Source organism: Frondihabitans sp. VKM Ac-2883, assembly GCF_015350875.1.
Classification (GTDB): Bacteria; Actinomycetota; Actinomycetes; order Actinomycetales; family Microbacteriaceae; genus Frondihabitans.
Map to the genome: position 1 here is coordinate 1 of NZ_JADKSF010000001.1, position 12,078 is coordinate 12,078.

General features: G+C 67.0%; 11 protein-coding genes, 2 tRNA genes and 2 rRNA genes. 9 read left to right on the top strand and 6 right to left on the bottom strand.

From position 1 onward, the window contains the following. The 5 genes from ITJ49_RS00005 to ITJ49_RS00025 all read left to right on the top strand — a co-directional run. Nucleotides 1–331, top strand: a 23S ribosomal RNA gene (locus ITJ49_RS00005); the annotation flags it as partial. A gap of 208 nt (nucleotides 332–539) precedes the next feature. Next, nucleotides 540–656: ribosomal RNA gene (rrf, locus tag ITJ49_RS00010) — 5S ribosomal RNA — on the top strand. A 100-nt stretch (nucleotides 657–756) separates the two neighbouring features. Further along, a complete protein-coding gene (gene gltX, locus ITJ49_RS00015) occupies nucleotides 757–2,247 on the top strand; it encodes a glutamate--tRNA ligase (protein ID WP_194600078.1) in 1,491 nt (496 codons plus the stop codon). Beyond that, on the top strand, nucleotides 2,244–3,194 hold the full coding sequence (locus tag ITJ49_RS00020) for an NAD(P)/FAD-dependent oxidoreductase (protein WP_194600080.1): 951 nt from the start codon (nucleotides 2,244–2,246) through the stop codon (nucleotides 3,192–3,194). Before gltX ends, ITJ49_RS00020 begins: the two co-directional genes overlap by 4 nt. A gap of 65 nt (nucleotides 3,195–3,259) precedes the next feature. Continuing rightward, nucleotides 3,260–3,331 (top strand) — tRNA-Gln (locus tag ITJ49_RS00025). A 268-nt stretch (nucleotides 3,332–3,599) separates the two neighbouring features. Here the strand turns inward: ITJ49_RS00025 and ITJ49_RS00030 are convergent. From ITJ49_RS00030 to ITJ49_RS00045, 4 genes are all read right to left on the bottom strand, one after another. Continuing rightward, nucleotides 3,600–4,583: an NAD(P)-dependent oxidoreductase gene (locus ITJ49_RS00030; RefSeq protein WP_194600082.1), complete on the bottom strand. Its 984-nt coding sequence runs from the start codon at nucleotides 4,581–4,583 to the stop codon at nucleotides 3,600–3,602. Continuing rightward, nucleotides 4,580–7,168, bottom strand: a complete 2,589-nt coding sequence (locus tag ITJ49_RS00035) for an alpha/beta fold hydrolase (RefSeq protein WP_194600084.1) — start codon at nucleotides 7,166–7,168, stop codon at nucleotides 4,580–4,582. The genes ITJ49_RS00030 and ITJ49_RS00035 overlap by 4 nt, the downstream gene beginning before the upstream one ends. 68 nt (nucleotides 7,169–7,236) lie before the next feature. Continuing rightward, nucleotides 7,237–8,259: a 3-oxoacyl-ACP synthase III gene (locus tag ITJ49_RS00040; protein WP_228513877.1), complete on the bottom strand. Its 1,023-nt coding sequence runs from the start codon at nucleotides 8,257–8,259 to the stop codon at nucleotides 7,237–7,239. Nucleotides 8,260–8,382: 123 nt separating this feature from the next. Continuing rightward, nucleotides 8,383–8,988, bottom strand: a complete 606-nt coding sequence (locus tag ITJ49_RS00045; RefSeq protein ID WP_194600088.1) for a D-alanyl-D-alanine carboxypeptidase family protein — start codon at nucleotides 8,986–8,988, stop codon at nucleotides 8,383–8,385. Between the two features lie 182 nt (nucleotides 8,989–9,170). On the opposite strand from ITJ49_RS00045, the gene ITJ49_RS00050 reads away from it, so the two are divergent. Then, nucleotides 9,171–9,246, top strand: a tRNA-Thr gene (locus ITJ49_RS00050). Nucleotides 9,247–9,346: 100 nt separating this feature from the next. Next, nucleotides 9,347–9,532, top strand: coding sequence for a hypothetical protein (locus tag ITJ49_RS00055; protein ID WP_194600090.1), 186 nt, complete (start codon nucleotides 9,347–9,349; stop codon nucleotides 9,530–9,532). Between the two features lie 89 nt (nucleotides 9,533–9,621). Here ITJ49_RS00055 and ITJ49_RS00060 read toward each other — a convergent pair whose 3' ends face one another. Together ITJ49_RS00060 and msrB are read right to left on the bottom strand one after the other, a co-directional pair. After that, nucleotides 9,622–10,203, bottom strand: a complete 582-nt coding sequence (locus ITJ49_RS00060) for a nitroreductase family protein (protein WP_370544309.1) — start codon at nucleotides 10,201–10,203, stop codon at nucleotides 9,622–9,624. After that, on the bottom strand, nucleotides 10,200–10,607 hold the full coding sequence (gene msrB / locus ITJ49_RS00065; protein ID WP_055963824.1) for a peptide-methionine (R)-S-oxide reductase MsrB: 408 nt from the start codon (nucleotides 10,605–10,607) through the stop codon (nucleotides 10,200–10,202). Before msrB ends, ITJ49_RS00060 begins: the two co-directional genes overlap by 4 nt. 133 nt (nucleotides 10,608–10,740) lie before the next feature. Here msrB and ITJ49_RS00070 point away from each other — a divergent pair, with 133 nt between their 5' ends. Beyond that, on the top strand, nucleotides 10,741–11,724 hold the full coding sequence (locus tag ITJ49_RS00070; RefSeq protein ID WP_194600093.1) for a DUF2332 domain-containing protein: 984 nt from the start codon (nucleotides 10,741–10,743) through the stop codon (nucleotides 11,722–11,724). A 61-nt stretch (nucleotides 11,725–11,785) separates the two neighbouring features. Further along, complete coding sequence (locus tag ITJ49_RS00075) at nucleotides 11,786–12,055, top strand: DUF3263 domain-containing protein (RefSeq protein ID WP_055964110.1); 270 nt, start codon at nucleotides 11,786–11,788, stop codon at nucleotides 12,053–12,055. Nucleotides 12,056–12,078: the final 23 nt, after the last annotated feature.

Below are 12,078 nucleotides of genomic sequence, written 5' to 3' on the forward strand. Positions count from 1 at the left end.
CGAGCTGGGTTTAGAACGTCGTGAGACAGTTCGGTCCCTATCCGCTGCGCGCGTAGGAAATTTGAGAAGATCTATCCTTAGTACGAGAGGACCGGGATGGACGAACCTCTGGTGTGTCAGTTGTTCTGCCAAGAGCACCGCTGATTAGCTACGTTCGGAACGGATAACCGCTGAAAGCATCTAAGCGGGAAGCCGGCTTCGAGATGAGATTTCCAACCCCTTCGGGGGGAGAGGCTCCCAGCTAGACTACTGGGTTGATAGGCCGGATGTGGAAGTGGGGACTAAAGACCCATGGAGCTGACCGGTACTAATAAGCCGATAATTTGACAACACCCACCACTTCACACGGGTAACCGTGTGGGGCAGGGGCGGTGATGCTCGCGTCCACTATGTGGTTCCCAGAACACGGTCGGCAACGACAGTTCTTCGAACACACCCCACCACACCCCTCGAGGGTGTGCGGGTGATAACTCAACAGCAGCGAAAGCTCTGAAACAGACTTCACCACGGCCCGTAAGGGGTGCGTTGTGACCGATTGTTTCGGCGGCCATAGCGAGAGGGAAACGCCCGGTCACATTCCGAACCCGGAAGCTAAGACTCTCAGCGCCGATGGTACTGCAAGGGGGACCTTGTGGGAGAGTAGGACACCGCCGGACTCAACTTCAGCAACACCTTGAAAGCCACCCCACCACGGGGTGGCTTTCTTGCGTTTAACCCACCAATCGGTTGCCGCGGTCGAAGGTAAGATTGTTGTTGATGTCTGCCTCCTTTACGACCGCAACCGGTGCCGATGTGCGTGTCCGGTTCTGCCCCTCGCCCACCGGAACCCCTCACGTGGGTTTAATCCGCACAGCGCTCTTTAACTGGGCCTACGCCCGCCACACGGGCGGCAAGCTCGTGTTCCGAATCGAAGACACCGACGCGGCTCGCGACAGCGAGGAGAGCTACGGGCAGATCATCGAGGCCCTCCGCTGGTTGAAGCTCGACTGGGACGAGGGGGTTGAGATCGGCGGCCCGCATGCCCCATACCGCCAGTCGGAGCGCCATGACATCTATCAGAGCGTCATCGAGCAGTTGAAAGAGCGCGGGCTGCTCTACGAGAGCTTTGCGACCGGTGAAGAGATCGAGGCTCGGAACATCGCGAACGGGCGGGATCCTAAGCAGGGGTACGACAACTTCGAGCGCGAGCTCACCGACGAGCAGCGGTCGGCGTACCGAGCCGAAGGGAGGGCGCCGGCCCTCCGGCTTCGTGTGCCTGACCGCGACCTCAGCTTCGATGACCTGGTGCGCGGCGAGATTACGTTCCCCGCCGGATCCTTTACCGACTTCGTCGTCGTGCGTCCCAATGGGATTCCGCTGTACACCTTCGTGAACCCGCTGGACGATGCCCTCATGGGCATCACTCACGTGCTGCGCGGAGAAGACATCCTCTCGTCGACGCCGCGGCAGATCGCTCTGTACGAGGCGCTGTATGAGATCGGTATCGCGAAGTTCATTCCGCGATTCGGCCACCTTCCTTATGTCATGGGGGAGGGCAACAAGAAGCTCTCCAAGCGCGACCCCGAATCGAATCTGTTCCATCATCGAAGCAATGGTTTTATCCCGGAAGGGCTCGTCAACTACCTCGCACTTCTGGGGTGGTCGCTGACTCACGATCGCGACGTCTTCTCGCTCGACGAGATGGTCGCGGCGTTCGACGTCGAAGACGTCAACCCCAACCCCGCTCGTTTCGACCACAAGAAGGCCGAGTCGATCAACGGCGACCACATCCGTCTTCTCGAGCCGGCCGACTTCGCGTCGCGCCTGGTGCCCTATCTCGGCGAGTACTTCTCGACACCGCCCACCGAGGGGGAGCGGGCCATCCTCGACGCTGCGGCACCGCTTGTGCAGGAGCGCATGCAGCTTCTCGGCGAGACTCCCGGTCTGCTCGGCTTCTTGTTCACAGCCGATGCCGACCTCGACTATGCGGCGGATGCGCTCAAGACGCTGGGCGACGGTGCCCCGGATGTGTTGCGCGCCTCGATCACTGCCGTCTCAGGCGTCGACGAGTGGACGCACGCGGCCCTCGAGGAGTCGCTCCGCAGTGCCCTCGTCGACGAGCTGGGCCTGAAACCGCGGAACGCGTTCGGACCTCTTCGCGTCGCCATCTCGGGTCGCCGTATCAGCCCTCCGCTGTTCGAGTCGATGGAGATCCTCGGGCGTGAGTCGACGGTGGCGCGGCTCGAGAAGCTGGCGGGGCAGCTGTGACAGAGGCCGAGACAGAGACCGTCTACGACGTCGCCATCGTTGGTGGGGGGCCGGCCGGGCTCAGTGCCGCGCTGAACCTGATTCGTGCGCGACGCAGCGTGTTGCTCATCGACAGCAACCGCCCGCGTAACTCCGCCACGTTGATGTCGCATGGATTCCTCACGCGAGACGGCATCTCTCCGCTGGAGCTCCGCAGGCTCGGACGCGACGAGTTCCTCACCTACGAGGGCGCCGAGCACCGGATGACCATGGTCCAGTCGATCACGCGGGGCGACGACGGCTTCGTGCTCGAGTGCGAGCTCCGTCGCAAGACGAGTCGAGCCGTGGCAAAGGTCGTTCTCGTCGCAACAGGCCTGCAAGAGACACTCCCCGACATCGAAGGCCTCCGCGCGTTCTACGGTACGGCGTTCCACAGCTGCATCGAATGCGACGGCTACGACAAGCGCGATCAGGCGCTGGCGGTCATCGGGGAGGAGCCCGACCTGGCGGAGCGCGCTCTGCTCCTCAGTCAGTGGAGCGCCGACCTGCGTGTGTGCACGAACGGCGCCGACAGTCTCACCCCCCTCGACGAGCAGGCTCTCGACGCCCGAGGATTCACGGTCGATCGACGTGTCATCGCCGAAATCCAAGGCGGACGGGAAGGCGTGACCGGCATCCGGTTCGAAGACGGCGACGTCGTAGCCATCGAGGGAGGCTTCGTGCGACCCGCGTGGGCGAGCGAACTCGGCTACCTGGCCCCGTTGGATCCTGCGTTCGACACCGACGGTCTGCTGGTCGCTGACGGACACGGTCGAACGTCCGTCGACGGGCTCTACGTCGCCGGCGAGTCGACCGCCCCCGGCCCACAGCAGCTCATCGTGGCGGCGGGAGCCGGTGCGCGCACAGCGGCCACCATCAACCGCGATCTCGTCGGTGGCCTACACGAGCTCGCCGATGCTGTACAGTAGATCCGGTTCGGCAACGAGCTACAACGGCTGAAACGCACTGCTTACAAGCAATGCATAACAGCCATTGGGGTATGGTGTAATTGGCAACACGACTGATTCTGGTTCAGTTGTTCTTGGTTCGAGTCCAGGTACCCCAGCAATCGAATCCCCTGTGCACTCGCAAGCGAGAGCCCGGGGGATTGCTGTTTGTTTCTTTGAAAGACGCTAAAGAGGGACGCTGGCGCGTCCGTGGCGAAGGAGGGTTCTCGCTTCGCTTGAACCGGGGGAATTGATGTTTGCGCTCTTGAAAGACGCTGAAGAGGGACGCTGACGCGTTCGGGGCGAGTCCTTGCTTCGCTCGGACCGGTAACGGGGCCGGGGCTGGGTCAGCAGGGCCAGGGCCGGCGGATGGGCAGTCCCAGGGGGTCAGAGGGCAGGGGAGCCGGAGGCGTACCAGGCAGCGAGGCTAGCGAAACCATCGTCGAGAGAGACCGACGGGTGCCAGTCGAGATCGCGGCGAGTGCGACGCTGATCGAACCAATGCGCCGTCGACAGCTGCTCAGCGAGGAAGCGGGTCATCGGAGGTTCGTCGAGGCCGGGGCGAAGGCGCCAGACGGTCTCGATGAGCGAACCCGCCGTGGTCGCAAAGCGAGCCGGAATGCTGCGTTCGGGCGCGGGCACACCCGCGGCGCGACAGATACCTCCGAGGAGTTCGGCAACGGGCCTCGGCTCCCCGTTCGTGAGAACATACGCACGGCCGTGAACCTCCACCGCGCGTGCAAGGGCCTGAGCGATACCGGTCGCCGCATTGTCGATGAAGAGCGTGTCGATCAGGGCGGTGCCATGCGCGAGGAGGGGCAGGCGCCCCGAGCGGGAGCGATCGACGATGCGCGCCACGAGCTGGGTGTCTCCCGGGCCCCAAACGAGATGCGGGCGCACCACGACGACCGAGAAGCCTGCGGCATCGGCGGCCAGCGCCAGGAGTTCAGCTTCGGCCTTGGTGCGCGCGTAATCACCGCGGGCCCGAAGCGGATCGGCGGGGCCGGCGCCCTCTCCTGACAGCGACGTGCCCGAGTGGGCCACCGAGGGCGACGAGACGAAGACGAAGCGCCTCACTTCGGCGCGCGCCGCCGCCGCGAGAAGCAGCTTCGTGCCGCCCACGTTGACCGCCTCGAACTCGGAGGGATCGCCCGCGAGCGACACCTTGGCCGCCAGATGCACGACCGAATCGATCCCGACGAGGGCACGTTCGACCGCTGCAGGGTCCGTAATCGACCCGGTGTGCCCCTCGGCGCCGTCGACACCCGACGGGCGCCGTTGGAACGTACGGACCGAGACGCCCCGGCGGAGCAGCTCGATGGCGACCGCTCGACCGAGCAGACCCGATGCGCCGGTGACGAGCGTGGTCATCTCGGAGCGACCAGCGGGCCGCCCTCGAGAATCGACGCGGCCCAGGTGGCGAGGGCGGTGCGGTCGATCTTGGAGTTGTGGCGCACATCGGTGGGCAGAAGGGGCGCGACCAGAACGGCTGCGATCTCGAGGCCCGCGACGTCGCGAACGGCGGAGGCGAGCTCAGGATCCGAGAGGGCCACCTTCCGAGCACCGGGCTCGGTTTCGACCACGGCCACCGCGACCTGCGTTCCGCGTGGTCCGACCCCGACGAGCGCGGCCCGCCGGACGCTGGGCACCGACTCGATCCGCTGCTCGGGCCCGACCGGGGTCACCGCCCCGTCAGGTGTGGAGAGCACGTGGGGCAGGCGGCCTTCGATCCAGAGCCGACCGTCGCGGTCGATGTGGCCGACGTCGCCCGTGCGGTGCCATCGTCCGGCGGGGACATCTCGACGGGAGGCGCGGTCGGTCAGCCAGAGCCTGTCGTAGTGGTCGAAGAGATGCGGCGCGGAGACGACGATCTCGCCGGTGGCGTCGACCACTTCGGAGGGTTCGCCGACGGCGACGCCGTCGCGGTCGAGAGCGCTGATGCGGATCTCGACGCCCACGATCGGTCGACCGACGCAGACGCCTTGCGCAGCCTCGGTCTGCTCTCGGGCGGCGCGCACCTCGTCGAGAGTCACGTCGGTCATCAGGAGGCCCTCGGTCATGCCGTAGGGCGTGTGCGGCACGGCATGGGGCATGAGCGCCGCGGCTGATTCGAGGAGGGCGGCGGAGACGGGAGCGCCCGCCGAGAGGAAGGTGCCGACCTGGTTCAGCGCCTGCTGGTGCCCCTCCGAGAGGTCGCCCGCGGTGGCAACGACGTTTGTCAGCGCCGCGGGGGAGAGGAACAGTACCGTGGCGTCGATCTCGGCGGCCGCTGCAGCCACCGCGGTCGCGGTCAACGTGGCGGGAGAGGTGACGTCCATCGCCGGTGTCACGGAGCGGGCGCCGAGGGCGGGGCCGAGGAGGGCGAAAGGCGCGAAGCCGGCGACGATGCCCGTCGAGGGTCCGACGCCGTAGGTCGCCCCCAGGGTCGAGCAGAGAGCCGCGAGCCGGCGGTGGGTGTACGCGACGCCCTTCGCCGGGCCGGTGGACCCGGAGGTGAACAGGATGGCCGCGAGATCGTCGGCGCCTGGCGCCTCGGGCAGGCCGACCGCTGAAGCCGCACCAAGCGACACCAGCTCGGGGACGGAGTGCGCTACTCCGAGGGCGTTCTGGGCTGCGGCGGGGAGCGCGGTCGTCGAGATCTTCTGGCCCGGCCAGCCGAGGGCACGAGCGGCGCTCAGCCCTGGGAGCGCACCGATGAGATGGGCCGGCCACGCGCCACGCACGGCGCGGGTGAGCCCCTTGACGCCGAGACCCGCGTCGGCGACGACGACCACGGCCCCCAGGCGAAGGCAGGCGTAGAGGACGGCCGTCAGATCGGCCCCCGGGGGCACGAGCAGCGAAACGCGGTCGCCACGTTCGACCCCGGCAAGGGCGAGGCCCCTGGCGAGCCGGTCGACGCGACGAGCGAGGCCGCGCCAGGTCAAGGAGGTACGGGTGCCGCCGGGCGTGGTCGGCATCTCGACCAGGGCGACCTCGTCGGACTCGCGCCTCTCGTCGAGGGCGCTGAGGAGAGAACGGAACGCGGGCTGTGCGGTCGCCGGCACCGGGGGATCCTGGGGTTCGGAACCACCGAATCGATCCCCGAGCCAGGAGAGCGTTGCGCTCGCGAAGTCGACGTCTTCGGCGACGAGGTGCCCCGCACCCTCGAAGCGGTGCACGTCGGCGTGCGGCAGACGGTCGACGAGATCGTCGAGATAGCGATCGCTGAAGATCGGGTCGCGGGGGCCCCAGAGGAAGAGGGCGGGAACGGTCAGGGCGCGGAGGCCCTCGGCGACACGTCGTCTCTCGGCATCGCTGACGTGGGAGGCGTCGACGGGGATGTCGGCGACGAATCCGCCGACTCCGCCGCGGCGATCGGCCGAGCGATAGGGGGCGCGGTACGCCTCTTTGACGTCGAGGGCGAGCGGCGGGTGCGCGAGTGCAAGTGTGGTCTCGATGAAGGCGGGGGTCGAGACGGTGGCGGCTCCGAGAACACCTTTGCCGAGTGTGAGGCGAAGCGGGGCCGGGATCTTCGACGACTCCGGCTGATGCACGGCGGTGTTGAGCAGCAGAACGCCGGCGAGGAGGTCGGGGTGGTCGACGGCCCAGCCGAGCGAGATGACGCCGCCCCAGTCGTGGCCGAAGGTGACGACGGGGCCGGAGAGCTCGAGTGCGTCGGTAAGGTCGGAGAGATCGCCGACTCGGAGGGTGAGGTCGCGCTCTACGCCGGTGCGCTCGGAGAAGCCCATGTCGAGCTGATCGAGGGCGATGACGCGCCAGACGGGGCCGCCGGCTCGGGCCTGGTCGGTGGCCGTCGAGACCAGAGACCGCCAGAGGTACGACCACGTGGGATTGCCGTGCACGCAGAGGATCGTGCCCACCGGCTCCAGACCCTCGTCGGTGAGGACGGGGCCGGAGTCGAGCACGTGCCAGGTGCGACCGGCCGCCGGCACCAGCCGGGAGAACGAGTCGTCCATGCCGGGCAGGCCCCGAGGGGGGAGCGAAGCGGGGGCGACCTGCCGAGCCGCCCGGGGGAGGCGGGAAATCACCAGGCGAGTTCGGTCATGGCCGTGTTGATGCCGGAGCCGACCCCCATGAGGAGCACGCGATCCCCCTTGGAGAGCGTCTTGGCCTCCTGGGCGAGCGTGATGGGGATCGAGGCCGACCCGACATTGCCGAGCGTCGGGTAGGTGAGGGGGACGAGGTCGCGATCGATACCGGCCGACTTGACGAAGTCGGCCGTGTGGATGTCGGAGACCTGGTGCATCACATAGCGATCCATGTGCGACCAGTTCCAGTCTTTCGCGGCATCGCGCCAGGCGTGGACCACCAGTTCCATGCCGTGTTTGAGCAGCCCGGCCGCGTCGGTGAACATGCCGTTCACCGTGCCGACGCAGAGGTCGTTGTACTGGCTCGCCGAGCGCGTGATGCCGCCAATGATGCGGTGCCCCTCGGGATGGTGGTCGGCGCGACCGAGGACGGCGGCGGCGGCACCGGAACCGAGGGTGAGGCTCGCGAACTCGCTCATGAAGTCGCGGCGGGCGATGTCGCCGTTGAGGAGACGGTCGACCGTGTTGGTCTGCACGTCGTCGAAATCTTCGCCGTCGACGACGAGGGCGTAATCGACCTGACCGGCGTCGATGAGCGAAGCCGCCAGGTTCATCCCGTTAACGAAACCGAGACAGGCGTTGGCGATGTCGAAGTTGAGGGCGGCCGAGCCGAGCCCGAGCCCGTCGTGGAGGTGCACGGCAACGGACGGCTCGAGGTTGCGGCGCGTGATCGAGGTGTTGATGAGCAGCCCGATCTGATCGGGCCGGATGCCGGCCTCATCGAGCGCACGCTTGCCAGCGGCGATGGCCGCCTTCTCGAACGTCTGACCGTCGCTCCAGTTGCGCCGCTCCATGACGCCGGCGACGCGCTGCAGCAGCCCCTTAGGGAGCTTGAGTCGCTTCAAGACGGGCTGCAGGCGCCGATCGAGCTCGTCGGAGGTCGTTACACGCTGCGCCAGCTCGCTCGTTACCGAGAGGAGGGCGACGTTTTTGTGCCTCGTCGTTGCATTTCCGTCCAACGGAGCTCCCTGTCCAGTTGTCGCGGGTCGATTTTGTACCCCCTGGAGTTTACGACCGCAGTGACTGGATGGTTGCCGGATGCCCTGTACCCGCATATGCCGTGGCTGGCATATAGCGATGTCTTACTTCTTGACGGGAGTGAACTCGAAGTGCCAGGGCTCACCGAAGTTGTTGCCGACGGGCTTCCAGCCGTACTTCGGGCCGTACTTGTCGGCCCAGCGCTTCTGAGCGCTTCCGGCGGTCTGCACGCCCGAATTGAGATCCACGGCCAGCGCCCACCCGTGGACGCTTGTGCCGGGAACGGCGGCCACCGACACGTTCTTTTTCTTCGTCCAGTACTTGCCGGCGTACGCGACGCTGTTCGCCACCTTCTTCGAGTGCTTGACGTAGCGCGCGTTCCAGATCGAGACCTGTTTGTCGTAGCTGCGGTAGCCCTCGCTGACACCCAGTTCTTTGCCGAACTTCTTCTTGAAGGCCTTGTTCATCGACCCGTAGCCAGCCGCCGCGTCGATGCGGAGATAGCCGTTCGGGATGGCGATGAGTTTGGAGAGAGGGATCTTGCCATTGGTGTAGCCGCCCCAGGCGTGGGCGGGAGTGGCGGATGTGCCTACGACGAGGCCGAAGGCGAGCAGGAGAGCGACTGCAAGAAGCGCCACGCGGCGAGGCGTGGTGAATGCCGGCAGTCGTGAGGCCGAGGTCATCGTCGGCTCGAGGGTTCCCGTGATCATGGAACGACCCTCGCATCATCCTGCAGGATGATCTTCCCCCAGTGCGGGTCGCCCCACTTCGGGGGGCCCATCGGCGTGTCGCCTTGCTCGACCCCGAAGCGGAGACTATTCCGGGTCGAACTGACTCTCACCAGAGATCGTCGTCGTCCCGTCCGCTCAAGGCGGTTACACTTGTCGCACTTGCCGACTTGGCGCAATTGGTAGCGCAGCTGTCTTGTAAACAGCAGGTTGCGGGTTCAAGTCCCGCAGTCGGCCCCACTCGTTTACGACCCTGGTCGACCCCGGTGCCGCCTCGCGAGGCGGTGAGTCTCTCGAGGGCTTACGCTAGGGGGAGTTCGAAGCCTTTGAGGAGCCCCGCTTGTCTAACATCGTCATCGCCGTTGTCGCCATCGCGCTTTTCGTTTTCGGTATTTTCTGCTTCGGCCTGGCGTTCCAGGTGCCCGAGGCCTGGCGCTTCCTGACCTTCTTCGGCGGAGTCGTGGCCTGCACCGTGGCGCTGTTCATCCCGATGAATTTCATCGGCCGCAGCAACCGCTCCTGGTAGCCCAGCCTCTTCTCGAAGACGCCGTCGCTCGCACCAACGACAAGACCGGCCCGCCGCGAGCGGAGAGCCGGTCTTCGTTATGAGTGCTTCTAAAGTTCGGTAACGAAACTCGAGGCGTCGACCGGCTTCCGCGGCTTGCGTTCGCGGTGGTCGACTCCGCCGACATAGAGCCAGCCCAGGAGGTTCTCGCCCTTCGACAACTTGTGCGCCTTTCTGACTTTCTTGGCACGCGTGTTGGTGCCGGTGCGCCAGAAGACGCCCCAGCCGGCCTCGTCGAGCAGCAGGCTGAGCAGGTGCGCGACGCCCGAGGCGACCGCCTCCTGCTCCCACTCCGGAACCTTGCGGCTCTCTCGCGGCGACGACACGATCGCGATGACCAGCGGCGCACGAAGGAGCTTGCGGGCACCCTTCTCGACCGAGTCGCCGTTCGCGCCGCCCGCCTTAGCGAGAGCGCGCCCGACCTTGAGCCGCGCATCACCGCGGAGCGCGATGAGCCGCCACGGCGCGAGGTGCGAGTGGTCGGCTACCGTCGCCGCGGCCGCCACGAGCTCGAGGAGCTCGTCGTGTGACGGGGCCTCCTCGGTGACGGTGGAGCGGGAACGGCGACGCAGAACGGCTTCGCGGACGGGCGAGGCCGTCAACGACGCTCCGGCGGTTTCGGAGAGGTTCACGCCTGCTCGTCGGCCTTGAAGTTCAGCGAGATGCTGTTCATGCAGTAGCGATCGCCGGTGGGCGTGCCAAAGCCATCGTCGAAAACGTGGCCGAGGTGCGAACCGCAGTTCGCGCAGCGGACCTCGGTGCGGACCATGCCGAGCGACTTGTCTTCGATCAGCTGGACGGCGTCGGGGTTGACCGACTCGTAGAACGACGGCCAGCCGCAGTTCGAATCGAACTTCGTGCCGCTCTTGAACAGCTCATTGCCGCAGGCGGCACAGGTGTAGAAACCGGCCCGGCTCTCATCGAGCAGCTCGCCCGTCCAGGGGCGCTCGGTTGCGGCTTCGCGCAGCACGGCGAACTCTTCCGGGCTGAGCTCTTCGCGCCACTCGGCGTCGCTCTTCTCGACCTTGTACTCCATGGGTGCTCCTTCGTTCGGGGCCGGGACCGCTGGGTGCAGGATCCGGCCACCCCATTCAACACTGCACGCCCGGTGATGATTCCGTGTATGCACCCGGAACGCCGCCCGCACAGCGGGCCGTAGGCTCGGCGGCATGAGCACCGCGGAACGCTTCCAGGAATTCGCGGCGGTGGCGGCGGCCGGCGGCTCGCCGATCTACGCCGACTGGGCAGGCGCGATCGCCGGTGACCCGAGGCTCGTCGAGATCGTCGACGCGGCACCCGCAGGGTCGAGGCAGCCTGTGCTCGTGCTGGCCGTGTGTCGGATCCTGGGGGCGCAGCTCTCGTCGTTCGGCTCCCTGCGGGCCTGGATGCTCGACCATGCCGACGCCCTCGTGCTCGAACTGGGGCGACGGCTCACGCAGACGAACGATGTGCGCAGGTCGGGGCCGGTGGCTCTCGCGCTGGCCTCCGCCGGGATCACCGGGCCGATCGCGCTGCTCGAGGTGGGAGCGTCGGCAGGGCTCGGGCTCTACCTCGACCGGTTCGCGCTCGCGGTGACCGCCGAGGGGTCCGCGTTCACGCTGGGAGACACCACGAGCGACGTCCGCCTGGCCACGGAGGTCGCCGGGCCGTGGTGGGGCGACGAGGATCCCACGCTGCCGCGCATCGAGGCACGGCTCGGCCTCGACCTGCAGCCCCTCGCCGTGACAGACGACGACGCCCGCCGCTGGCTCGAGACGCTGCTGTGGCCGGGTCAAGAGGACCGCGTGGATCTGCTGCGTGCGGCCCTGCGGGTGGCAGTGCAGGATCCGCCGACGTTGGTGACGGGAGACGCCGTCGACGGGCTCGAAGAGCTGGTCGCCCGCAGCCCGCTGGGGCTCACGCCGGTGGTGGTCTCGACCGGCACCCTCGTCTACCTGCCGGGAGCCAGGCGCCAGGCGTTCGTCGACCTGGTGACCCGGCTCGGCGTGCGGTGGATCGCCTACGAGCGCACCGGGCTGCTGTCGGGAGTGCAGGCGACCGTGTCGGATCCTGGTCGTTTCACAGGGCGACCGGAGGCCTTTGCGACGCTTTCACTCGACGGTGTCGCGCTCGCTGTGGGAGATCCGCACGGGACGCGAGTGCAGCCGGTCTGACGCGTGTCGGGCCGGGCTCGCTACCCGTGCGATCTAGGATGACGGCAACCGGAGGGTGCAGATGCAGAGCGACGAGGAGTACGTGCGCGGTCTCAGCGACCGCGATCGGCGCCTTCTCGACTTCGAGCAGAATGCCCCCGCCTCACCTCCGCGAAAAGCGGCGGCGATCCGGTCGGAACTGGGCCTTTCTGCCCCGCGATACCAGCAGTTGCTCGGTTCGCTCATAGAAAGACCCGATGCACTTGCCTACGCGCCGATGCTGGTCGGGAGGCTGCTGCGCCTGCGCGACTCCCGCGCCGCATCGCGCAGCGCCCGGACCTTCGGCCGCTGACCGCCCGATCACGGAAGACCAGA